The sequence below is a fragment of the Streptomyces sp. NPDC001415 genome, assembly GCF_053597395.1.
Genome location: NZ_JBSFIE010000015.1, coordinates 15,353 through 37,356, shown reverse-complemented (window position 1 = coordinate 37,356; position 22,004 = coordinate 15,353). Strand labels below are relative to the sequence as shown.

The 22,004-nt window shown below is 69.5% G+C and carries 20 protein-coding genes and 2 pseudogenes; 13 read left to right on the top strand and 9 right to left on the bottom strand.

Translation table 11 applies throughout. From position 1 onward, the window contains the following. Positions 1-17 precede the first annotated feature (17 nt). Positions 18-575, bottom strand: a complete 558-nt coding sequence (locus ACWC2B_RS21000) for a sugar O-acetyltransferase (protein WP_450718678.1) — start codon at positions 573-575, stop codon at positions 18-20. 186 nt (positions 576-761) lie between these two features. Here ACWC2B_RS21000 and ACWC2B_RS20995 point away from each other — a divergent pair, with 186 nt between their 5' ends. Both ACWC2B_RS20995 and ACWC2B_RS20990 read left to right on the top strand, forming a co-directional pair. After that, positions 762-1,127 carry a YciI family protein gene (locus ACWC2B_RS20995; RefSeq protein ID WP_450718676.1) on the top strand — a complete coding sequence of 122 codons (366 nt, stop codon included), beginning with the start codon at positions 762-764 and terminating at the stop codon, positions 1,125-1,127. A gap of 13 nt (positions 1,128-1,140) precedes the next feature. After that, positions 1,141-1,609 (top strand): annotated as a pseudogene (locus ACWC2B_RS20990) (DUF6596 domain-containing protein); the annotation flags it as partial. Between the two features lie 69 nt (positions 1,610-1,678). Here the strand turns inward: ACWC2B_RS20990 and ACWC2B_RS20985 are convergent. From ACWC2B_RS20985 to ACWC2B_RS20955, 7 genes and pseudogenes are all read right to left on the bottom strand, one after another. After that, positions 1,679-2,869 (bottom strand): NAD(P)/FAD-dependent oxidoreductase, encoded by a 1,191-nt coding sequence (locus ACWC2B_RS20985; RefSeq protein WP_450718674.1) that lies wholly within the window; start codon positions 2,867-2,869, stop codon positions 1,679-1,681. 129 nt (positions 2,870-2,998) lie between these two features. After that, entirely contained in the window at positions 2,999-3,943 is a 945-nt protein-coding gene (sigJ, locus tag ACWC2B_RS20980; RefSeq protein WP_450718672.1) for an RNA polymerase sigma factor SigJ, read from the bottom strand. Between the two features lie 111 nt (positions 3,944-4,054). Continuing rightward, positions 4,055-4,498 carry a nuclear transport factor 2 family protein gene (locus ACWC2B_RS20975; RefSeq protein ID WP_450718670.1) on the bottom strand — a complete coding sequence of 148 codons (444 nt, stop codon included), beginning with the start codon at positions 4,496-4,498 and terminating at the stop codon, positions 4,055-4,057. A 162-nt stretch (positions 4,499-4,660) separates the two neighbouring features. Then, positions 4,661-4,891, bottom strand: a complete 231-nt coding sequence (locus ACWC2B_RS20970; RefSeq protein ID WP_450718668.1) for a hypothetical protein — start codon at positions 4,889-4,891, stop codon at positions 4,661-4,663. Further along, complete coding sequence (locus ACWC2B_RS20965) at positions 4,888-5,436, bottom strand: hypothetical protein (protein WP_450718666.1); 549 nt, start codon at positions 5,434-5,436, stop codon at positions 4,888-4,890. Before ACWC2B_RS20965 ends, ACWC2B_RS20970 begins: the two co-directional genes overlap by 4 nt. A 221-nt stretch (positions 5,437-5,657) precedes the next feature. Further along, positions 5,658-5,747: pseudogene (locus tag ACWC2B_RS20960) on the bottom strand (VOC family protein); the annotation flags it as partial. Between the two features lie 713 nt (positions 5,748-6,460). Then, positions 6,461-7,576 (bottom strand): alpha/beta hydrolase, encoded by a 1,116-nt coding sequence (locus ACWC2B_RS20955; protein ID WP_450718664.1) that lies wholly within the window; start codon positions 7,574-7,576, stop codon positions 6,461-6,463. Between the two features lie 391 nt (positions 7,577-7,967). Here ACWC2B_RS20955 and ACWC2B_RS20950 point away from each other — a divergent pair, with 391 nt between their 5' ends. The 9 genes from ACWC2B_RS20950 to ACWC2B_RS20910 all read left to right on the top strand — a co-directional run bounded on the left by ACWC2B_RS20950 (position 7,968) and on the right by ACWC2B_RS20910 (position 18,944). Next, positions 7,968-8,810: a TnsA-like heteromeric transposase endonuclease subunit gene (locus ACWC2B_RS20950; protein ID WP_450718662.1), complete on the top strand. Its 843-nt coding sequence runs from the start codon at positions 7,968-7,970 to the stop codon at positions 8,808-8,810. Beyond that, a complete protein-coding gene (locus ACWC2B_RS20945; protein WP_450718660.1) occupies positions 8,810-10,858 on the top strand; it encodes a transposase in 2,049 nt (682 codons plus the stop codon). The genes ACWC2B_RS20950 and ACWC2B_RS20945 overlap by 1 nt, the downstream gene beginning before the upstream one ends. 53 nt (positions 10,859-10,911) lie before the next feature. Beyond that, entirely contained in the window at positions 10,912-12,129 is a 1,218-nt protein-coding gene (locus tag ACWC2B_RS20940) for a TniB family NTP-binding protein (protein WP_450718658.1), read from the top strand. 8 nt (positions 12,130-12,137) lie between these two features. Further along, positions 12,138-13,991 carry a TniQ family protein gene (locus tag ACWC2B_RS20935; RefSeq protein WP_450718918.1) on the top strand — a complete coding sequence of 618 codons (1,854 nt, stop codon included), beginning with the start codon at positions 12,138-12,140 and terminating at the stop codon, positions 13,989-13,991. 107 nt (positions 13,992-14,098) lie between these two features. Beyond that, entirely contained in the window at positions 14,099-15,130 is a 1,032-nt protein-coding gene (gene argC, locus ACWC2B_RS20930; RefSeq protein ID WP_450718916.1) for an N-acetyl-gamma-glutamyl-phosphate reductase, read from the top strand. After that, positions 15,127-16,284, top strand: coding sequence for a bifunctional glutamate N-acetyltransferase/amino-acid acetyltransferase ArgJ (gene argJ / locus ACWC2B_RS20925; protein WP_450718656.1), 1,158 nt, complete (start codon positions 15,127-15,129; stop codon positions 16,282-16,284). Before argC ends, argJ begins: the two co-directional genes overlap by 4 nt. Then, positions 16,281-17,201, top strand: a complete 921-nt coding sequence (gene argB / locus ACWC2B_RS20920; RefSeq protein WP_450718654.1) for an acetylglutamate kinase — start codon at positions 16,281-16,283, stop codon at positions 17,199-17,201. The genes argJ and argB overlap by 4 nt, the downstream gene beginning before the upstream one ends. A 35-nt stretch (positions 17,202-17,236) precedes the next feature. Beyond that, entirely contained in the window at positions 17,237-18,394 is a 1,158-nt protein-coding gene (locus ACWC2B_RS20915; protein ID WP_450718914.1) for an acetylornithine transaminase, read from the top strand. 7 nt (positions 18,395-18,401) lie between these two features. Then, positions 18,402-18,944, top strand: a complete 543-nt coding sequence (locus tag ACWC2B_RS20910) for an arginine repressor (RefSeq protein WP_053723584.1) — start codon at positions 18,402-18,404, stop codon at positions 18,942-18,944. Between the two features lie 33 nt (positions 18,945-18,977). On the opposite strand, the gene ACWC2B_RS20905 is transcribed toward ACWC2B_RS20910, so the two are convergent. Beyond that, the gene (locus tag ACWC2B_RS20905; protein WP_450718652.1) at positions 18,978-19,667 is read right to left on the bottom strand and encodes a L,D-transpeptidase family protein; all 690 of its coding nucleotides are present in this window, start codon (positions 19,665-19,667) and stop codon (positions 18,978-18,980) included. 275 nt (positions 19,668-19,942) lie between these two features. Between ACWC2B_RS20905 and argH the strand changes: the two genes are divergently transcribed. Both argH and ACWC2B_RS20895 read left to right on the top strand, forming a co-directional pair. Beyond that, positions 19,943-21,370, top strand: a complete 1,428-nt coding sequence (argH, locus tag ACWC2B_RS20900; protein ID WP_450718650.1) for an argininosuccinate lyase — start codon at positions 19,943-19,945, stop codon at positions 21,368-21,370. A 70-nt stretch (positions 21,371-21,440) separates the two neighbouring features. Further along, the gene (locus tag ACWC2B_RS20895; protein WP_450718648.1) at positions 21,441-21,992 is read left to right on the top strand and encodes a TetR/AcrR family transcriptional regulator; all 552 of its coding nucleotides are present in this window, start codon (positions 21,441-21,443) and stop codon (positions 21,990-21,992) included. Positions 21,993-22,004: the final 12 nt, after the last annotated feature.

Here is a 22,004-nt window from a genome sequence, read left to right as displayed (position 1 = left end):
GGCTCAGACGCAGGCTCTCAGGGCAGCTCGCGTACGACCCGGGCCGGGTTGCCGACCGCGAGCACGTTCGGCGGCAGGTCCTTCGTGACGACGGCGCCCGCGCCCACCACCGTGTTCGTGCCGATCGTCACCCCGGGGCACACGATCACGCCGCCGCCCAGCCACACGTTGTCCCCGATGCTCACGGGCAGGGCCCTCTCCCAGCCCGCCCGCCGCCGCTCGGCGTCCAACTCGTGGGCAGGGGTGAGGAGTTGGACGTTCGGACCGATCTGGACATCGGCGCCGACGGTGATCCGGCCGGTGTCGAGGAAGACACCGCCGAAGTTCACGAACGTGCCGGCGCCGATGCTGATGTTGTAGCCGAAGTCGCACTGAAAGGGGGCTCTGATGCGTACGGACCCGCCGACCGAGCCCAGCAGCTCCGCGAGGATCTTGTGCCGGTCGGCGGACGGGGCGGTGGTGGCCGCGTTGTAGGCGGCGCAGAGCGCGACGCGGCGCTCGGTGTCGGCGCGGAGTTCGGGGTCGTCCGGGATGTACCACTCACCGGCCAGCATCAGCCGCTTGTTCTCACCCACGGGGTGTCCTCCCAGCTCGGTTGCCCGGAACCGGAACCGTACGACATCCGCCGGGAGGGCCGAGGGTGCGGGGCACGCGGAAGAAATATCGGCGCGTGTCCGTGTTCCGTGTCGATCCGGCCCGTCCCCGTTCGTATAGATGGTGAAGGCCGCCCCGCCGGGGCGCCACCGTCCGAGGAGAACGTGATGACGAACGCGCGGTACTACCTGCTCAGCGTGGTCCAGCCGGCCGAGGGAACGCCGCCCGCGCCCGACGAGATGGCGCGGATCACGGCGAACCTGGACGTCTTCCACCAGGAGCTGAAGGACGCCGGGGCCTGGGTCTTCGCCGGGGGACTCGCCGCTCCCGGCACCGCCACGGTCCTCCGCGCGAAGGGCAGCGACGTGCTCACCACCGATGGCCCGTACATCGAGAGCAAGGAGTACCTCGGCGGGCTGTGCATCGTGAAGGCGCCGGACCTCGACGCCGCCCTGGAATGGGGCCGCAAGGCGCTGCACGCGACGACGCTGCCCATCGAGGTGCGGCCGTTCCACGGCGAAGTCGAAGAGTGATGCGGGACGAGTGATGCGAGAAGAGTCCGACGGTTCGGGAGGCCGCCCGGGGGGCGCCGCGATCGAGCGGGCCTTCCGGGCGGAGTACGGCCGCGCGGTGGCCGTACTGGTCCGCGTCCTCGGGGACATCGACCTCGCGGAGGAGGCGGTGCAGGACGCGTTCGCGACGGCGGTGGCCCGGTGGCCGAAGGACGGGCTGCCGCCGAGTCCGGCCGGCTGGATCATCACCACCGCCCGCAACCGCGCCGTGGACCGCCTGCGCAGGGAGGCGACCCGCGCCGACCGGCAGGCCGAGGCCGTCCGGCGGGCCGAGTTGTACGCCGCCGACGAACCCGCCGAGGAGGGCGGAGGCGGTGCGCCTGGGCCGCCTGCTCGTCGAGCTCATGCCGGACGAGCCGGAGGCCCTCGGTCTGCTCGCGCTCATGCTGCTCACCGAGTCGCGCCGGGCCGCCCGCGCGACCCCGGCCGGAGAACGCGGTCCGGAAGAGGGCCTTTCGCTGTGCGGGCGCGCGTGCCGCTCAAGCCGGTGCCTGGGTGTCTGGCGGTGGCGGTCAAGCCGGTGCCTCGACCGCCGGGTCCACCCCGACGGGCTCGTGCACGACGCGGCGGCGCCGGGCCATCCCGAGCAGCGGGTTGGCGACGCCCCACGCCGCGCCCTTGCAGATCAGCTCCTTGTAGAAGGCGGCGAGCCGCCCCGTAAGGGCCGCCCGCACGGCGCGGTCGTCGGCGGTGACGTACTGGATCAGGCCCTCCTCGCGGCCCAGCGAGATGCATTGGTTGAAGTAGCGCAGCGGCATGTTCGGGAGCTTTCCGCCGGTCAGGCGTGCCGCGATGGCGTCGGCGGCCTGCCATGCCATGGGGGTGCCCGAGGCGCACGACATCCGCAGCGGCTTGTCGCCGGGGCCCATCGCCATGGCCGCGTCGCCGATGGCGTACACCTGCGGGTGCGAGACCGAGCGCATGGTGGCATCGACGACGATCTGGCCCGTCCCGGTGACCTCCAGGGTGGTGGCCCGCGCGATCGGGTGGACGGCGAATCCGGTGGTCCACACGGTGACCGCGGCCGGAAACGTACCGTCGGCGGTGATGACCCGGTCTGCCTCGACGCCGGTCACGGCGGTGTGCTCGTGCACGGTGATGCCGAGCCCGCCGAAGACCTTCCGCAGGTGACGGCGGCCCTTGGGCGAGAGCCAGTCGCCGAGGCCGCCGCGGGCGGCGAGGGCGACATCGAGGTCGGGGCGGGCCTCGGCGATCTCGGTCGCCGCCTCAATCCCGGTCAGGCCTCCGCCGACGACGACCACGGACTGCCCGGCGTCCAGGCCGGCCAGGCGCTCGCGCAGCCGCAGCGCCCCGGGGCGGCTCGCGATCTGATGGGCGTGCTCGGCGGCACCGGGAACACCCTGGTCGTTCCACTCGCTGCCGAGGGCGTACACGAGGGTGTCGTACGACAGCTCCTCGGCACCGTCGGCGGCGGTGACGGCGACGGTCCTGCGGTCGGCATCGACCGCGGTGACCTGCGCGAGCTTCACTTCGACGCCGGTTCCCGCGAACATCTCGGCGAAAGGCCGGGGCCTGAGGTACTGGCCGGCCGCGAGCTGGTGCAACCGGACGCGCTCGACGAAGTCGGGCTCGGCGTTGACGAGAGTGACGGCGACCTCTTCGCGGTACAGCCGCCTGGCGAGGCGCCCGGCGGCGATGGCTCCGCTGTATCCGGCTCCGAGGACGATGATGCGGTGCTGCATATCCCTGCTCCTGTCTCGCGCGGTTTCACCCCTTGAACCGGGCAGGCCGCCGTTTCCTGACAGGAGTGGTATGTGAAGCGGGTCACACGCGCATCGGGTGAAGGGGGGAGAAGCAGAAGAGGCTGAGAATCAGAAGGCGTTGAACAGGGGCTCCCCGTGTTCGGTCGCCGTCCACAGCTCGGTGGCGCGTTGGAGCTTGTCGGGGTTGACCTGGTTGCGGACGGCCGCGATGCCCTCGTCGGTGACTTCCAGGCACATGATGCCGACGACCCGGCGGTCGACGACCATCACCGCGGCGGGGCCGCCGTTGGCGGTCGTGGCGTACACCTCGGCCGTCCCGCCGATCAGGGCACGCTTGGCCTTGCCGGGCTTGAACAGGCCCCGCAGGAACTTCGCGACCGCGAGAGCACCCTCGAACGCCTTCGCGCGGGCCGGGACCTTCCCGCCGCCGTCGCCGACCGAGATGGCGTCCTGCGTGAGCAGCCGCACGAGCGGCTCGGTCCGGCCGCTGGTGGCGGCCGCGAGGAACTCGTCGACGATCCGCCGCGCGGCCCCCTCGTCGATCTCGGTACGAGCCTTGCCCTCCGCGATGTGCTTCTTGGCGCGGTGGAAGATCTGCTGGCCGGCCGCCTCGCCGATGTCGAGGATCTCGGCGATCTCCCGGTGCGAGTAGGCGAACGCCTCCCGCAGGACGTACACCGCCCGCTCGTTGGGGGAGAGGCGCTCCAGCAGAGTGAGGACCGCGTACGAGACCGACTCGCGCTGCTCGGCGGTGTCGGCGGGCCCGAGCATCGGGTCCCCTTCGAGCAGCGGCTCGGGAAGCCACTGACCCACATAGGTCTCGCGCCGCGCGCGGGCCGAGGTGAGCTGGTTGAGGCACAGATTGGTGAGCACCTTGGTCAGCCAGGCCTCGGGGACCTCGATGTGCTCGACCCCGGAGGCCTGCCACCGCAGAAACGTCTCCTGCACGGCATCCTCGGCCTCGCTCGCGGAGCCGAGCAGCCGGTAGGCGAGGGCCTCCAGGCGGGGCCTCGAAGCCTCGAACCGGTCGACGTCACTCATGGTCAGGGCCATGGCCGGGATCCTAGCTGGCGTGCCTCGGCGTGACGTGGCGGGCGTCGGGTCGGCGGGCTCCGCGCAGTATGCGCCGCAGGCGGTGTGCGGGCGACCGCCCGCGGGGCGGCCTCAGTCCATCAACTCCGGCGCGAAGTAGTCCCGTAGCCGAGCGATCTTCCCGTCGCGGATGCGGAAGATCTGCACGAGCGAGACGGTCGCGTCGGCTCCACCCTCGCGTCCGGCTCCGCCTCCGTCCCTGTCCCCGTCCCCGTCGAAGACGGTGTCGATCTCGGCGATGAACACGTCGGGGTCGGCGGTGGTGTGCAGCGTGTATCCGGACTTCTCAAGGTTCGGGGTGCGGCCGCCCTTCCCCTGGCGCTCGTAGTACGCCGCCATCGTGCGACGGATCTCCTCGCGGCCCACCAACCTGCGGGGGAAGGCGGCTCCGGCAGGCATGAGCGGCGCTTCGAAGACGCCGTCCGCGGTGAAGAGCTCGGCAAAGGCATCGGCGTTCCGGGTCATGGCACCGGCGTAGACGCAACTCTGGAAGATCTCTTGCGGTGTTCGGGACACGGTGAACTCCCTCGGCTCGGGCACGGAAGGCCACATCATCACGGGTGCCGCTCCCGGGGAGGTGAATTCCGGGAACGATCACGTTTCCGTGGTCCAACTGCCTTGCTGAATAGGTCAGTCGGGGCACCGCGGCACTCAAGGGGCGGCTGAGGCGCGCGGACCTCAGCGTCGGCAGGCGGTCGCGTTGGCCCCCGCTGCGGGGAGAGTGCGGAACAGCTCGCGTACGAGGGCAAGTTGGGCGCTGCGGACATCGATCCCGTGGCGCAGCCGGATGCCGCCCTCGCTCTGCTCGATGAGCGGGCTGGTGTGGCGCAGTGGGCGCGCCCTCTCGTGGCCGGAATTCGCGCCGCGTCGGCCGCCGACCCGGAGCTGCGGACGGCGCACCTCGCTCAAGGAGCCGGCTGGTGCCATCGCGGTGGCCAGGTCTGGTCGTGCGAGAGGGCGACACCTGGAATTCCCAGGCTGTGCCGCGCATGCCGGTGGTATTCGTCGCGGGCCTCCCGGTACTGCGAGAAGGCGGTCGACCAGTCCTGCGGTGAGGCGCCCTCGTCCGCGGACAGGGCCACGAGATGCCAGACGCGGTGGTTCAGGGCGCGGATCGCCGTCAGCGTGTCCGAGTCGGTGAGCAGGCGGACTCCTTCCAGAAGGGAGCTGCGCCGTTCCTCGGCGTCCTGGAGGAGAGCCAGGTTGGCTTCCGTCGGCTGAAGCGGCTTCGCGTCGGGAGTCAGGCCCCTGTGTGCGGCAAGGCGGTGCGCCAGGGTCACGATCGCCTTGATCGCTTGCGCGTAGTCGGCGTAGGCGATGAGGCGCCGCTCGTCCCAGCGTGCCGCCGTCTGGCGCTGCCAGCGCGTGCGTTCGGCGAGTGCGCTCACCGCGTACGAGGCCGCCGCACCGACCAACACGCCTATCAGCGCCGGTAGTTGAATGCCATCTGCCACTCGTTCATCCCGCCTGTGTCGGAGCCCGCTGAACAGGCTCAGTGTTGTTTCGCTGGAGCGCCCGGACGAGCGGGCGTTGGCAACTCCGGTTCCGTATGCGCTGAGCCCGTACGCAGGCAGGTTGCGACCCTGGCCCCGGGGCGCCGGCCGGGCGCAGAAACTCGTGGCCCTCCGGGGTGTCCAGGCACCTCCACGGGACGTCACCCGGGCCGACGTGGACGGGCGTCGTATCCGAGCGCTCCCGCCCAGAACCGGCCGACCGCCGAGTCATCCAGAGCCCCTACGTTCACCTGAACGGGTCGCAGCGCCATGCCGGTGACCCTATGCACTCGGCAACGACATCTGGTAGATCTCGCCGCCAAGGAATGATCAACTCGCTCTCAGCAGTGGCCTCATGGCGCGGAGCAGTGCCGCCGAGGAGCGTTTGGCCCTACCGTTACGGGCAGGGGTCGGCAGTCGGTGGGGGCGTTCATGGGCGGAAGCGAGTGGGCCGGAGAGAACGTATCCGCCTGGGCTTGGGGCTGGGACGCGCTGGTCGCCCTCGGCACACTGCTGCTCGCCGCGGGCACAGGCATCCTCGCCCTGTTCACGGCCCGCCTCGCCACCCGTACCAGCGAGCTCGCCCAGGAGAGCGCGGCCGATCTTCGGGCCCAGTGGCGCCCGTTCCTGCTCCCGGCCGGGGACGTGGACTCGTATCAGCACGGCTCGACGCCGGCCACCCAGCCCCGCCCCCCAAGTGCGGCCTGGGATCCGGGTGTCACCTACAGCGACGGGAACAGGGAGACCAGGGAGTTCTCTGTCCGGATCCGCAACGCGGGCCGTGGCCCCGCCCTGCACGTGCGCGCCCAACTGGAACTTGCCGGCGTCACCGGGAGCTTCAGCCCACAGAGCCGGGCGCTGGGGGCCCTGAGTACAGGTGACGTACAGGTACTGAGCTTCCGCATCCCGCAGTTCGAGGAGTCGGCGCAGCTCCTCCTCGATTACCGGGACTTGGCAGACGTTCCCTATGCGACCTCGTGCACCATCACGGTGGATCACAACCCGCCGCGTTTCTACGACGTACGCACCTGGGAGAACCACTCAGTAACGACCCTGGGTGACGCGGGCTATCCGCAGCCCGGGCTGCGTGATGTGTCCCCGCACGGCGCCTCAGCCGATGAACCGCACGTCCGGGTGGAGCGGTGAGGGGCCGTACAGGAGCGGCTGGTGGCGGCCGCGTAGATGCTGGTCGAAGAAGGCGGTGAGGTAGGCCCGTCGGCTCGCGGTGAACCGCGCCGGGTCCGACGGTACCGGTCATCCGGGACGGCAGCCCCTGCGGGAGTGTGAGCCGCTCGGCGAGGCCCGGGAGGAGCGTCTGGTAGTCGGTGAAGGAGTTGTGCTCGGCCGCCTCCGTCCACAGATCGCGCTTCCAGGCGGTGGAGTTCCGCCACATCGCCCGCCAGGACGGGGATGGGTGTGGCAGCCTGCCGGACGGGACGTCGAGCCACGCCCCCATCTGCAGGAATGGCCGGTCCAGCCCGGTGCGGGCGACCGGCAGCAGCAGTTCGGGGTCGGCCCAGTCGTAGCCGAGCGGCCCGTCGAGGTTGACCCGGGCGCGGATGCGGCGGTCCACGCGCATCGCCTCGGCGGTCGTCATCCCGCCGAGCGAATGCCCGAACATGCCGGTGCGCGCGAGGTCCAGGGCCTCCCCGAGACCGCGTGGCAGCGGCCGGTTCCCGGCGTCGGGGTTACCGCCACGGGCGAGCACGGCGAGCTGGTCGAGGACGAACGGAATGTCGGCGACCCTGACCTCCAGCGCCGCCCTGGACCGGTCGGCCACCGCCTTGATGGCGCCGAGCCCGGGCGCGGGCCCGATGACGCGGCCGTCCGGAAACCCGACCGCGTGCGCCTCGTGGACGGGGTCGACAGTGACCACCACATAGCCGTGGCTCGCCAGCTCCTCCACGGCGGTGGTGTCGAGCGTGCGCTCGTTGTACATGCCCGGCGAGTACAGCACCACGGGCCGCCGCACGGCCCTGGACGCCGCGGCCACTCCAACGCAGGCGTGGGTACCGAATCCGGCCCAGTCGATCGCCCCCGGGGCGACCTCTAGGATCTTCGCCGCGCCCGCCCCGAAGAGCGCGGCCGCGCCCGCACGCATGTAGGAGGCCCGAGACCCGTCTTCCGCCTTCCGCCCCGGCGCGGTCGGCCGGATACCAGACGCTCACCAGGAGCTCCCGAGCCGCGTCGCCCGCCCACCAGGGGCCACGGCGTGTCCGGTGACGCGATCCTGGTCGCGCCCCCGGCCCGGGTCCATGGGGGGCAGCCGGCTGGTGTCCGGCGCCCAACAGACCTGGGCGGCGTGAAGTCGGCGGCCCCGGCCTCCGCGGCCCTGGCCCACTGTGACTGAGCAGCCGATCTGGCCCTTTAGCGCTTGGGTTGGCCCGGCTGAGCGTTGTGGTTGGCCCGCAGGGTAGCGACCACGCCGCTGCACTGCGCGGTCTTCGTACAAAGCCATACATAAGGCAGGGCGGCCGCACTGTGCTGGAGACATGAAGGTTTCCGTCTGTACGCCGGACATCGATCCCTGCCCGGTGTGGTCGCATAGTTGTTCTCTGGAGGATCTCGCCGCCCCGTACGCCATCGATCCAGCAGTGGGGACGGGGCTGGATCTGGGGCCGGGCTGGACCCGGCGGTGGACGGCGCGGTGGAAGACCGAGCGGGCAGAGGTGATCTGCCCGGTCCGGGAGCTCGCCGGTGTCCCAGCGATCGCCTCGGTGCCGGTACGTGGGTTTGCCTGGCGGGCGGGGCAGCGGCATCGTCCTGGGCTGCAGTACTTGCTGGCCACGGGACGGATGCATGGTTTCGAGAGCCTGGCCGAGCGGAATCTGCTGCTCGCCCTGGACTTCATCGGCACCTTGACGGAGGTGTTGTCGCAGCCGTTCAAGCTGACGTTCACCACCGCTGCGGGAAACGAGGACCACACCCCGGATTTCCTGGTGCTCCTGCCCGAGACGGCTCTGCTGATCGACGTCCGGCCCGCACATCTGGTCAAGAACAAGGACCTGGTGAAGTTCGCCGCGACGGAGCAGGCGGCTGCTGCGGTGGGATGGCACTACTTGGTGGCGGCCGGCTGGCGCCGCCAGGTGCTGACCGGTCTTAACGCGCTGTCCGCCCGGCGGCGTCCGATGTCCGACCGGCTCGGCCTGCAGGGTGAACTCCTGGACCTGGTCCGGGAACACCCGCGGCGGTTCGGCGAGCTGGTGGAGGAGACCTCGTTGCCGGCGGTGGCCCGCGCGCATGCCGTTCACCTGCTCTGGCACGGCCGTCTGGCGATGGATCTGGCGCTGCCGCTGGACGATGCCGCGTGGATCTACCCGGTGGGGAGGCCGTGATGGACGGCGGGCAGCAACGGCCTCGGAGTGAGGATCTTGAAGAGCACAATCTGACCCGGGCCCGGATCAGGATGGAGCATCTGCTGGAGGCCGAGACGGGCTACCGCAGCGGCAGCCCTGCATGGGCCCGGCCGGATGAACCCAGGCCCGGCTACGACCCGGAGCGGACCACACTGACCGAGCGCCGACGGGCGAAGGCGGCCGAGTTGAAGGATCTCGACCGCCAGGAGGCCAAGCATCTGGGGCTGGAGTGGATCAGTGAACGCACGCTGAAACGCATGGCCGCCCAGTACGACGAGCACGGGGTGATGGGCCTGGCGGACGGGAGGTGGATGCCGCCGCTTCGGGGCCGCTGGTCCATCAGCGAGGAGGTCGCCGAGGCGATCCGGGCCGTTCACGCTGAGTCGTTGCACCGCTCGAAGGTAAGCATGAAGACGAAGGAGCGGATGATCCACCAGTACGTGCGGGAGAAGTTCGAGGCCGAGGGCGCCGCGGTGGATGTTCCGCACTACACGACGCTGGCGAAGGTCTGGAAGGAGTGGTTCGGCTCCGAGAGGGCCCGGCAGCGCTACATCCGCTCCGCTGCCGCGGTGGAGACGGGGAAGACGAAGGTGGTGATCCTCCGGCCGGGACAGGTCGTTGCGCTCGACACCACACCACTTCCGGTGAAAGTCCTCGACGATGTCTTCGGCGAACCGATCTCCGTCCATCTCACTCTTGCCCTGGACGCCTATTCGCATTCCCTGGTCGCCTTCCGTCTCACCCCAGTGTCGGACTCCTCGGTGGAGGTGGCGATGCTGCTGCGGGATGTGTTGCTGCCGCTGCCGATGCGCCCGGACTGGGGCGAGGAGTTGGAGTGGCCCTACCCCGGTGTCCCGGCCGCGCTGGTGGCCGAGTTCGCCGGATATCAGGTGGCCGGGCTGCCATTCTTCGCGCCGGAGACGGTGACCAGCGATCACGGCAGCGTCTACAAGAACCATCAAATCGTCCAGGTCGCACGCACGTTGAAGATGGAACTGCTACCTGCTCGCGCCATGCGGCCTCAGGACAAGGCCGCCTGCGAACGTGCATTCGCGGGAATCCAGTCGCTGCTGCTGGAACTACTGCTCGGCTACCGGGGCGTCGACGTTGCTGATCGCGGAGTGGACCCTGAAGGGGACGCGGTCTGGACGCTGGCGGAAATGGAGCACCTATTGGCAACCTGGGTTGTCGCAGTGTGGCAAAACCGGAGACTTGATCAGTACTCGCCTGCTTGGGACCCTGGCGGGCGACACAGTCCGAACACACTCTTCGCCGCCGCTGCTGCCCGCGACGGGATCAGTCTGGAGATCCCTGAGCCGAGTCTCTACTACGAGCTTCTGCCCACACACTTCGTGAAGATCGACCGCCGTCGCGGGGTGAAGATCGGCGGACTCTGGTACGGCGGCACCGACCCGATTCTGGATCCCTATCGCGGCCAGCGCTCCGGCCGCAGCGGACGGCACGAGGGCAAGTGGGCTATCAGTCGCGATCCGAGGGATTGCCGCGAGGTCTACTTCGAGGACCCCGAGCACCCGGGGCTCTGGCATGCCCTTAGCTGGAACGGCCTGCCGCCCGGAGACGACGTCCCGGCCTTCTCCGATACCCGCGTACGCGAAGTGCTGCGCGAAGCGGCCCGCGCTGGCCTCAAGCCGCGCGGCGATGGTGAACTGCTGCCCGTGCTGCTGAAGTTGGTGGCCGCACGCACGCCGGTTACGGCATGGCCCACTCAGATGACCGCCCAGCAGAAGAGCGAACGGGCCCGTGAGCTGGCACGAGCCCGCGCTGCCGCGTCCGACCGGGCGTCGGTCCCGTTGAGCACTCTTCCTCCTCCCGCCCCACCATTTGAGCTGGCCGCCGCCACTCGGCGAGCCGTTACTGCAGACCGGCAGCGGCGCCGCGAGGCCGCTGTCTCGCAGCCGTCGACGGCGCCGCCTCTGCTGGGTGAGTCCCTGCGGGCCCGCAGCCTGTTCCTGCTACCCGACGAGGACGTCGACCAGGCCGATGAGCCGGGGTCGGGGACCACATGAGTCCTCTGGGTGACGGAGCTTCTGTCCCGTTCGTCCTGCCGGGGTCTCCGCCGATGCGGGATACGGTCGACGGCTGGGAGCGCTGGCGCAGCACCCGCCACGACTTCGTGCCCGCACCTCGGCTGAGTCCGGCTGAATGGCGACTGCTGAGCCCGAGGAAGAAGACGCTGCACGACCTGCACCGCGCGGCTACGCACGCCAATCTCCCCCTGCTGCAGACCCCGATGACCAAATCCGTCACCAAGCTGCTGCACGGACGGGTCATGACCAATGCGCTCAAACACAAGCCGACCACCCGGGCCGGAGTCATGGTCACGGGCGGGGGATACCAGGGCAAGACAGAGACGGGATGCGAGATCCTGGCGACGTTCGAGGACACCTGGCTGGAACTGCGGCGCCACCTCAATCCGGATGCCGTTGCCGGAGCCCGCGACCTGCACATTCCTGTCGCCTACGTGCAAACCCCGGTGACGGCGAAGCCGAAGAGCCTTTGCAAGGCCATCCTGAACTTCTACGGCGCCCCGATCCACCCGCGCATGGACCTTCCCGAGCTGATCCGGCAGGTCGCTGCTTCCTTGCACGACCATGGAACGAGGGCGCTTCTACTGGACGACATTACGAGACTCCGACTTCATCGAGCCGACGATCAGGACACGCTCGACCTGATCCGGGCTTTCATGAGCATGCACGTCACCCTCGTCCTCATCGGAGTGGACATCCCCGGCTCGGGCCTGCTCCGAGAAGGCCGGCATGATCCCCACACAGGCCAGGTGATCTTCCCTTCCTCCCGGCAGGCCAAGGTTCACGGACTAGAGGCGACACAGACAGAGCGGCGCTTTGACCTCGTTGAACTTGATCATTTCCGCTACGACACCGACGAACAGATCACCGCCTGGATCGACCACCTCACCGGCATCGAAGCCCAGATCAGACTTATGGATGCTCCCTCGGGCATGCTTACCGAGGGACGCATGCCCGAGTACCTCTTCGAGCGCACCAACGGCGTGGTCGGCCTGCTGGAACGGCTGATCGAGGACGGCTGCCAGGAAGCCATCGATTCGACTGAGGAATGTTTGACCGAGTCCCTTCTCGAAGGCATCGCCATCACCGTCGATGGGGACAGTGCCCGCGATCCCGAAGCTGGAGAAATCCCCGCTGTTCCGTCGATCAAGAGCGGACCTGCCGTCGACTCTCGCTCGGACAAACGTAAGCGCCCCAGAAATACCGTGCTCGACGATCACGGCCCGGCGGCCGCGAACACCGGAAGTTGAATACGCCGGTGCCTTGCCTTCCCCGGAGCCTTGATCCGTTGCCTGAAGAGTCTCTGCCCGGTTACTTGTTGAGGCTGTCTTTCCGGCTCGACCTGGCCCCCGGCGAGCTCGGGCGCGCCATTGGGCTGGTGTCCGCCAGCGGCGGCTATCTCCCCCGCCGACTCGTTCTGGATTTGCCCGGTCTGTCAATCAAGGAGTTCACCCAAGCTACCCGGCTGTCCCGCGATGAGGCCAGGCTCCTAACTCTGAGCACGTGGCGTCGCAACTATCCCCCGATCCAGCGCTGGCTGCCGCCGCTGCACGGCCAATCCCCACAGATCGACAAATGGATTCTGGGGGGACTCGATCGATACTGTCCCCAGTGCCTGGCTGGCGACGACAGCCCAATCCAGCGCGAATACGGCGGTCCCTGGAAGAAGGAATGGCACCTTGGAATCGGCTTCGCCTGTCCACAGCACGAGTGCTTTCTCGGCCACCACTGTCCGCGGGGCGGGCAGCCACCGGACTACGACCGAGCACCAAGGCTGATCCCCTTCGAAGGCTTTCGCGGCCTCCACCCCACCGCATGCCGCTATCCGTTACCCGCTACCGCGCGAAGACTCAGACGACCTCCTTGCAGGGCCCCGCTCGACCAGGCTCCGGCCCCTGCCGTGCGTCCTACCCCCCGACTGCTGGCATTGCAACATCATCTTCTCAGCCTCCTCAAAACCCGTGACGCCGATGACGAAGTTCGCGAGTACTTCAGCGACCTGCATCTACTCGCCGCATTGATCACTATCTCGTGGCCCGATAGCAGGCGCCGAATCGCCTCCATATTCGCCCCGGTTGTCGACATCGAGGCCGATGCCCGAAGGGTCCTTGGTGGCATCCGAGTCCACGACGCTTCTCCCGTCGACCCCATTGCCTGCGGTGCGATTCTCGACGCTGCCCACTCCTTGCTACAGATCGACAGTCTTCGTGATGCCCTCGCCGAATTCTTCGATTCGACCTTTGCCGGCACCCCGGCTCGCGCGGGATGGGCCCAGATCTTTACCAAGTACGAAAAATCCTGCTCACAGCATTTGCGTAGTGCCGCAGCACCCCTTATCCGCACCTACTCCCCCTCTCCCGGGTGGACTGCCCCCCGCTCTATCGGCTACAGGGCCGAAAACATTCCAGCCCATCTGGAGCCGGACTGGTATGCCCGCCACTTCCAGAAACTCGACGGCCCAACCGACCACAAGATCCTCCGACGGATCGCAGCCATCCAACTCGTCCAGTGGACCACTCAAGCGTCAATCTCCGAAGCCGCCCGCTACCTCGGCGTCGAAGCCGAGCAGGCTCTCTGCACCGAAAACAACACTCACATCTGGATGAAATCCACCCGCGAAGTGCAGGACTTTAAAATCGCCCTCAGCGGCCTCGCCGCAGAACTCAGCAGCCAGGCCGACGGACTCATCAACTATCAGTACCGCCGAGAAGCCCTCCGTGGCTGGTCCCTTGCCCCCAGGACCTGGCAGGAACTGACCAGCCGACTGGAGCCTCCGCACGGCAAGCAACCCGTCCTCGACGACCGCAAGCGCCAGGACGCGTCCGTGTTCATCTGGGTCCTCGTCACGCGTGGTGAGCACCTGTTCGCCCCTCGCCCCATCGAGGCCGAGCAACCGCTGGACATCCAGCAGGACTGGGCACGGCGCCGGAACACCACATGGTTCCAACTCACCCGCCCGGATCCGATGCGTCACTACGCTGACCTGCGGAAGGCACTCACCGATTACGCTCGCCAGCTTGCCGCAGACATCGAAGCCCGGACCGTTCCCACTCGGGAGACCAGGACCGAGCGGGCCAACATCAACGCTCAGCCGGGCCAACTCAAGCGCTAAAGGGCCAGATCGGCTGCTCAGTCACACCCACCCACCACCACCCCGAGCAACTCTTTGCATAAAACTGCATGACTGCGTATAGTCATGCCATCACCGAGGAGGAATCGATGGCGGCGGTACGTGCGGCAGTGGCAGGGGCCAGTGGGTATGCGGGCGGGGAGCTGCTCCGGCTGCTGCTCGGGCATCCCGGGGTCGAGATCGGGGCGCTGACCGCGAACTCCAACGCCGGGCAGCTGCTCGGTTCGCTTCAGCCGCATCTCGTTCCGCTGGCCGGGCGCACCCTTGAGCCGACTACTGCCGAGGTGCTCGCCGGGCACGATGTCGTGTTTCTGGCGCTGCCGCACGGGCAGTCCGCGGCCGTGGCCGAGCAGCTCGGGCCGGATGTCCTCGTCGTCGACATGGGGGCCGACTTCCGGCTCCGGGACGCCGCGGACTGGGAGAGGTTCTACGGCTCGGCGCACGCCGGATCCTGGCCGTACGGGCTGCCCGAACTCCCGGGTGCACGCGCCGAGTTGAGGTCCACGCGGCGGATCGCCGTGCCCGGCTGCTACCCGACCGCCGTCTCCCTCGCGCTCTTCCCCGCGTACCAGAACGGTCTCGTGGAGAGCGACGCCGTGATCGTCGCCGCCACCGGCACCTCCGGCGCGGGCAAGGCGCTCAAGCCGCACCTCCTCGGCAGCGAGGTCATGGGCTCGATGTCCCCGTACGGGGTCGGCGGCGGGCACCGGCACACCCCCGAGATGATCCAGAACCTGAGCGCCGTGGCCGGCGAGGACGTCACCGTGTCCTTCACGCCCACCCTCGCGCCCATGTCCCGCGGCATCCTCGCCACCTGTTCCGCGAAGGCGAAGGACGGCGTGAGCGCCGAGAGCGTACGGGCCGCGTACGAGAAGGCCTTCGCGGACGAGCCGTTCGTGCACCTGCTCCCCGCGGGGCAGTGGCCGGCCACCGCCTCCGTGTACGGGTCCAACTCCGTTCAGGTGCAGGTGGCTTACGACGAGAGCGCCGGGCGCGTCATCGCCATCAGCGCCATCGACAACCTCACGAAGGGCACCGCCGGCGGCGCGGTGCAGAGCATGAACATCGCCCTCGGACTCGACGAGTCCACCGGCCTTTCCACGATTGGAGTTGCGCCGTGAGCGTGACCGCAGCGCAGGGATTCACGGCGGCGGGCATCGCCGCCGGGATCAAGCAGAACGGCAACCCGGACCTGGCCCTCGTGGTCAACACCGGGCCCCGCCGCGCCGCCGCGGGCGTCTTCACCTCCAACCGCGTCAAGGCCGCCCCGGTCCTGTGGTCCGAGCAGGTCCTCAAGGGCGGCGAGGTGAGCGCCGTCATCCTCAACTCCGGTGGCGCCAACGCCTGTACGGGCCCCAAAGGCTTCCAGGACACCCACGCCACCGCCGAGAAGGTCGCCGAGGTGCTCGACGGGCACAGCGCGGGCGAGGTCGCCGTCGCGTCCACCGGGCTCATCGGCGTGCTGCTCCCGATGGACAAGCTCCTGCCCGGCATCGAGCGGGCGGCCGCCGAACTCTCCCCGCACGGCGGCGAAAAGGCCGCCATCGCCATCAAGACCACCGACACCGTGCACAAGACCAGCGTGGTCACCAAGGACGGCTGGACCGTCGGCGGCATGGCCAAGGGTGCCGGCATGCTCGCCCCCGGGCTCGCCACCATGCTGGTCGTGCTCACCACCGACGCCGACCTCGACGCCGCCACGCTCGACAAGGCGCTGCGCGACGCGACGCGGCAGACCTTCGACCGGGTCGACTCCGACGGTTGCATGTCCACCAATGACACCGTGCTGCTGCTCGCCTCCGGTGCTTCTCAAATCACCCCGGAATACGGTGAGTTCGCCGAGGCCGTACGGACCGTCTGCGACGATCTCGCGCGCCAGCTCATCGGTGACGCCGAGGGTGCGTCCAAGGACATCCGCATCGAGGTGATCAACGCCGCGAGCGAGGACGACGCCGTCGAGGTCGGGCGGTCCATCGCGCGGAACAACCTGCTCAAGTGCGCGATCCACGGCGAGGACCCCAACTGGGGCCGGGTGCTTTCCGCGATCGGCACGACGAAGGCCGCTTTTGACCCGGACCGGCTGAACGTCGCCATCAACGACGTCTGGGTCTGCAGGAACGGCTCGGTCGGCGAGGACCGCGACCTCGTCGACATGCGCTACCGGGAGGTCAGGATCACCGCCGACCTCTCCGCCGGCACCACCGAGCCCGTCGTCATCTGGGCCAACGACCTCACCGCCGACTACGTCCACGAGAACAGCGCGTACAGCTCATGAGCACTCGCAAACACACCGCACTGCCCAAGGCGCAGATCCTCATCGAGGCGCTGCCCTGGCTGACCCGGCACCACGGCAAGACCGTCGTGATCAAGTTCGGCGGCAACGCCATGGTCGACGAGGAGCTGAAAGCCGCCTTCGCCCAGGACGTGGTGTTCCTGCGGCAGTCCGGCCTCAAGCCGGTCGTCGTGCACGGCGGCGGACCGCAGATCAGCGCCCAGCTCGACAAGCAGGGCCTGGTCAGCGAGTTCAAGGCGGGCCTCAGGGTCACCACGCCCGAGGCCATGGACGTGGTCCGGATGGTGCTCGCGGGGCAGGTGCAGCGCGAGCTCGTCGGGCTGCTCAACCAGCACGGGCCGCTCGCCGTCGGTATGACCGGCGAGGACGCCCACACCATCACCGCCACCCAGCACCGCCCCGAGATCGACGGGGAACTGGTCGACATCGGACGGGTCGGCCAGATCACCGCGATCGACCCGGGCGCCATCCAGGCGCTCCTGGACGACGGCCGCATCCCGGTCATCTCCTCGATCGCCCGCTCCCAGGACGACGGACATGTCTACAACGTCAATGCTGATACGGCGGCTGCGGCACTCGCTGCTGCGCTGGGTGCCGAGACCCTGATGGTCCTCACCGACGTCGAGGGCCTCTACGAGGACTGGCCCAACAGCGACGACGTCATCAGCAAGCTGACGGCCAGTCAGCTGGAGAAGCTGCTGCCCGAGCTCTCCAGCGGCATGGTCCCCAAGATGGAGGGCTGCCTGTTCGCGGTGCGCAACGGGGTCAACACCGCGCGCGTGATCGACGGACGGGTCCAGCACTCGATCCTGCTGGAAATCTTCACCGACGAGGGCATCGGCACCATGGTCGTGCCCGACGGACCACACGCAAGCGACGGACACGGGGGAGCGCGGTGACCAACCAGGAGCTCGCACAGCGCTGGCAGCACGTCATGACGGACAACTACGGCACGCCGAGGCTCTCGCTCGTACGCGGCGCGGGCGCGACGGTCTGGGACGCGGACGGCACCGCGTACACGGACTTCGTGGGCGGCATCGCGGTCAACGCGCTCGGCCACGCCCACCCGGCGGTCGTGCAGGCCGTGACCCGGCAGATCGCCTCGCTCGGCCATGTCTCGAACCTGTTCGTGGCGGAGCCGCCGGTGGCGCTCGCCGAACGCCTCGTCCAGCTCTTCGGCCGGCCCGGACGCGTGTACTTCTGCAATTCGGGTGCCGAGGCCAACGAAGCCGCCTTCAAGATCGGCCGCCTCACCGGGCGCACCCACATGGTCGCCACCGACGGCGGCTTCCACGGCCGGACCATGGGCGCGCTCGCGCTCACCGGCCAGGAGGGCAAGCGGACGCCGTTCCTGCCGCTGCCCGGCGAGGTCACGCACGTGCCGTTCGGGGACGTCGAGGCGCTGCGGGCGGCCGTCACCGAGGAGACCGCCTTCGTCATCATCGAGCCCATCCAGGGCGAGATCGGCGTGGTCGTCCCGCCGGCCGGCTACCTCAAGGCCGCCCGGGAGATCACCCGCGCCACCGGCACGCTGCTCGTCCTGGACGAGGTGCAGACCGGCATCGGGCGGACCGGCACCTGGTTCGAGTACCAGCGGCACGAGGGCGTCGACCCGGACATCGTGACGCTGGCCAAGGGCCTCGGCGGCGGACTGCCCATCGGCGCGACGGTCGCCTTCGGCGCCGCGGCCGAGCTGCTCAAGCCCGGGATGCACGGCACCACCTTCGGCGGGAACCCGGTCGCCTGCGCCGCCGGACTCGCCGTCATCGACACCCTGTCCGCCGACGGGGCGCTCGACCGGGTCAAGCGGACCGGCGAGAAGCTGCGCGGCGGAATCGAGGCGCTTGGGCACCCGTTGGTCTCCCATGTCCGCGGTGCGGGGCTGCTGCTGGGTATCGTGCTCAACGAGCCCCTCGCACCTCAGGTGCAGCTGGCGGCTCAGGACGCCGGCTTCCTGGTCAACGCGCCCGCCCCCGATGTCGTACGGCTCATGCCGCCACTCATCATCGGTGACGCGGAGACGGACGCGTTCCTCCAGGCCCTGCCCGGCGTTCTCGACGCAGTCAACGGGGACGGACGATCCGGAGAATGAGACGACGATGACCGACGAGGCGCAGGACTTCGAGCCGGGCGGCCCCGCCGTACCGCAGACCCGCACCGCCCGCCACCGCCGGATCGTGGACATCCTCAACCGGCAGCCGGTGCGGTCCCAGAGCCAGCTCGCCAAGCTCCTCGCGGACGACGGGCTGAGCGTCACCCAGGCGACGCTCTCCCGCGACCTCGACGAGCTCGGCGCGGTGAAGATCCGCAACACCGGCGGCGAGCTGATCTACGCGGTGCCCAGCGAGGGCGGTTTCCGCACGCCGAAGGCGCCCCTCGGCGAGTCGGCGAAGGAGGAGCGGATGCGCAGGCTGTCCGCGGAACTCCTCATCTCCGCCGAGGCATCCGCCAATCTGGTGGTCCTTCGCACCCCGCCCGGCGCCGCCCAGTTCCTCGCCTCGGCCATCGACCAGGCCGAACTGCACGACATCCTCGGCACCATCGCGGGTGACGACACGCTCATGCTGATCAGTCGCGACCCGTCGGGCGGCCAGGCGCTGGCCGACCACCTGCTGCGCCTCGCGCAGAACGACCACCGCTGACGGGGCCCCAACCGCCGCCCGCGGCAAGGGGGTTCAGTAACGAGTGATCGCGGTCGGCCCGCTCGCCGTGCCGATCGCGATGTGCGGGCGCCGCACGGGTTTCACCCACCTCAGCACCCGGTCCATCGCCTCGGCGGGCACCGACACGCAACCGGCCGTCGCGCCGCGCCCGTTGACGTGCAGAAAGATCCCGGCGCCCCGGCCGCGTACCGGCCGCCCGTAGTTGAAGCCGATGACGAGCGCCCGGGCGTACTGGCTCGCGTACGCGGTCAGATGCTCCGACTCGCTCGCCCGGCAGTCCCGGGGCAGGCCCTCCACCCAGCGGTTGTATCTGCGGGACTCGTTGTCCTGGCACCACCAGGACTGATCCGTCGCGCGCCGGTAGGGATAGTGCATGCCGTGCGGCGCGGGCGCGACGCCGAAGGCGTACGGCAGTGGGAACAGGCCGGTCGGCGTGGTGTCGGTGCCCTGGACCCGCGAGTCGCCCTCCACCAGGCCCTTCGCGCCGAACCTGGCGGGCGCCGAGCCCACGGCCACCCAGTGCCCGCGCCGCCGGTCCCACCAGGTGAGCGTGCCCGTGGTGGCCCCGGCGGAAGGCGCCTCGGCGGTCAGGAGCTGACTGCCGCCCCCGGCGTACGCCAGCCGCTCGGCCAGCGGCCCGGGGTGTGCGGGCACGGCGAGCGGGACCAGCAGGGACGCGATGAGCAGGGCGGCGGTGCGCATGCTCCGGACCGTATGCTCAGCCGCCGCCCCCCGCTGCCCGAACCGGCGCGAGTTGCTCCGTACGCGCGATGAGCGTTGCCCGGCTGCCGCGGGCCGGCGTGGTGCGCGCGTTGACAGAACATACGGTGCACTGCATAGTTATGCCTATCGCCGGGATCGTCGAGATCGCCGACAGGCGCGACTTCACGTGAGTGTGACCCGTTATACGGCCGCCTCCCCGTTCCTCCGCGGCGGGGAGGCGGTGGCACATCCATCCCTTCTGAGGAGCTTGAGCTGTGAGCAGCAACAACGGTGACGTCCGGCTCTGGGGCGCCCGGTTCGCCGACGGTCCCGCCGAGGCGCTGGCGAACCTGTCCGCGTCGGTCCACTTCGACTGGCGGCTCGCCCCGTACGACCTCGCGGGCTCCCGCGCGCACGCCCGCGTGCTCCACAAGGCGGGCCTGCTCACCGCCGACGAGCTCCAGCGGATGATCGTCGGCCTGGACCAGCTCGAAGCCGACGTCGCCGACGGCTCGTTCGTCGGCACCATCGCCGACGAGGACTGCCACACGGCCCTGGAGCGCGGCCTCCTGGAGCGCCTCGGCCCCGAGCTCGGCGGCAAGCTGCGCGCCGGCCGGTCCCGCAACGACCAGATCGCCACGCTCTTCCGGATGTACCTGCGCGACCACGCCCGGACCATCGGCGGCCTGATCGCCGAGCTCCAGGACGCCCTGGTCGGCCTCGCCGAGGCGCACGCGGACGTCGCCATGCCCGGCCGTACGCACCTCCAGCACGCCCAGCCGGTGCTCTTCGCCCATCACATGCTGGCCCACGTCCAGTCGTTGTCCCGGGACGCCGAACGGCTGCGCCAGTGGGACACCCGTACCGCCGTATCGCCTTACGGATCGGGCGCGTTGGCGGGTTCTTCGCTCGGGCTCGACCCGGAGGCGGTCGCCGCCGACCTCGGCTTCGAGCACGGCTCGGTGGGCAACTCGATCGACGGTACGGCCTCGCGGGACTTCGTCGCCGAGTTCGCCTTCATCACCGCGATGATCGGCGTCAACCTGTCGCGGATCGCGGAGGAGATCATCATCTGGAACACGAAGGAGTTCTCCTTCGTGACCCTGCACGACGCCTTCTCGACCGGCTCGTCGATCATGCCGCAGAAGAAGAACCCGGACATCGCCGAGCTGGCGCGGGGCAAGTCCGGCCGCCTCATCGGCAACCTCACCGGCCTGATGGCGACGCTGAAGGCGCTGCCGCTCGCGTACAACCGGGACCTCCAGGAGGACAAGGAGCCGGTCTTCGACTCCTGCGACCAGCTGGAGGTGCTGCTGCCCGCCTTCACCGGGATGATGGCCACGCTCACCGTCAACCGGGAGCGGATGGAGGAACTCGCCCCGGCCGGCTTCTCGCTCGCCACCGACATCGCCGAGTGGTTGGTCAAGCAGGGTGTGCCGTTCCGGGTCGCGCACGAGGTCGCGGGCGGTTGCGTCAAGGAGTGCGAGGCGCACGGAATCGAGCTGGACCAGCTCACCGACGAGCAGTTCGCGAAGATCTCCGAGCATCTGACCCCCGAGGTCCGTACGGTCCTCAACGTCAAGGGCGCGCTCGCCTCCCGCAACGGCCGCGGTGGTACGGCCCCCTCGGCGGTGGCCGCCCAACTCGCCGAGATCAAGGCCGACTTGACGGCCCAGCACGCCTGGGCGGCCGCGAAGAAGTAGGTCCGGCGGGGGCATCCGCACCCATGGCCCGAGTGAGACGTTGGTGTCTCGATCGGGCTATGGTTGTCTCATGACCGTGGATCGAGACCAGGTGCTCCGCACCGCCGCCGCCCTCCTCACCCGCAAGGCCACCGCCACCATGGACGAGGTGGCCCGCGCGGCCGGAATCGGCCGGGCCACCCTCCATCGTCACTTCGCCGGACGGGAGGCCCTGGTCAGAGCCCTCGAAGAGCTCGGCATCCGGGAGCTGGAGGGCGCCCTGGACAAGGCCAGGCTCGACGAGGGCGCCGCCTCGGACGCGCTGCGCCGCATGGTCGCCGAGGTCGAGCCCGTCGCGGGCCTGCTCGCCTTCCTGGTCACCGAGAACCAGCTCTTCGAGGGCGAGCAGATGAACGCGGGCTGGGCCCGCATCGACGCCCGCGTCTCCGCGCTCTTCCGGCGCGGCCAGGAGCAGGGCGAGTTCCGCATCGACCTCACCCCGGCCTGGCTCACCGAGGCCCTGTACGGGCTGATCGGCGCGGGCGCCTGGGCCGTGCAGGACGGCCGGGTCGCCGCCAAGGACTTCCAGTACATGATCGCCGAGTTGCTGCTCGGCGGCGTACGGCGGAGCGTGGAGAAGTGACCGCAACCCAAT

What these genes read in the sequence shown, in the direction of transcription:
- ACWC2B_RS20995 (WP_450718676.1), top strand. Translation starts at nt 762, where the DNA reads ATGACGAACGCGCGGTACTACCTGCTCAGCGTGGTCCAGCCGGCCGAG.
- ACWC2B_RS20985 (WP_450718674.1), bottom strand. Translation starts at nt 2,869, where the DNA reads ATGCAGCACCGCATCATCGTCCTCGGAGCCGGATACAGCGGAGCCATC.
- sigJ (WP_450718672.1), bottom strand. Translation starts at nt 3,943, where the DNA reads ATGGCCCTGACCATGAGTGACGTCGACCGGTTCGAGGCTTCGAGGCCC.
- ACWC2B_RS20955 (WP_450718664.1), bottom strand. Translation starts at nt 7,576, where the DNA reads ATGCGTGCGGGCGCGGCCGCGCTCTTCGGGGCGGGCGCGGCGAAGATC.
- ACWC2B_RS20950 (WP_450718662.1), top strand. Translation starts at nt 7,968, where the DNA reads ATGAAGGTTTCCGTCTGTACGCCGGACATCGATCCCTGCCCGGTGTGG.
- ACWC2B_RS20945 (WP_450718660.1), top strand. Translation starts at nt 8,810, where the DNA reads ATGGACGGCGGGCAGCAACGGCCTCGGAGTGAGGATCTTGAAGAGCAC.
- ACWC2B_RS20940 (WP_450718658.1), top strand. Translation starts at nt 10,912, where the DNA reads ATGCGGGATACGGTCGACGGCTGGGAGCGCTGGCGCAGCACCCGCCAC.
- argC (WP_450718916.1), top strand. Translation starts at nt 14,099, where the DNA reads ATGGCGGCGGTACGTGCGGCAGTGGCAGGGGCCAGTGGGTATGCGGGC.
- argB (WP_450718654.1), top strand. Translation starts at nt 16,281, where the DNA reads ATGAGCACTCGCAAACACACCGCACTGCCCAAGGCGCAGATCCTCATC.
- ACWC2B_RS20915 (WP_450718914.1), top strand. Translation starts at nt 17,237, where the DNA reads ATGACGGACAACTACGGCACGCCGAGGCTCTCGCTCGTACGCGGCGCG.
- ACWC2B_RS20910 (WP_053723584.1), top strand. Translation starts at nt 18,402, where the DNA reads ATGACCGACGAGGCGCAGGACTTCGAGCCGGGCGGCCCCGCCGTACCG.
- ACWC2B_RS20905 (WP_450718652.1), bottom strand. Translation starts at nt 19,667, where the DNA reads ATGCGCACCGCCGCCCTGCTCATCGCGTCCCTGCTGGTCCCGCTCGCC.
- ACWC2B_RS20895 (WP_450718648.1), top strand. Translation starts at nt 21,441, where the DNA reads ATGACCGTGGATCGAGACCAGGTGCTCCGCACCGCCGCCGCCCTCCTC.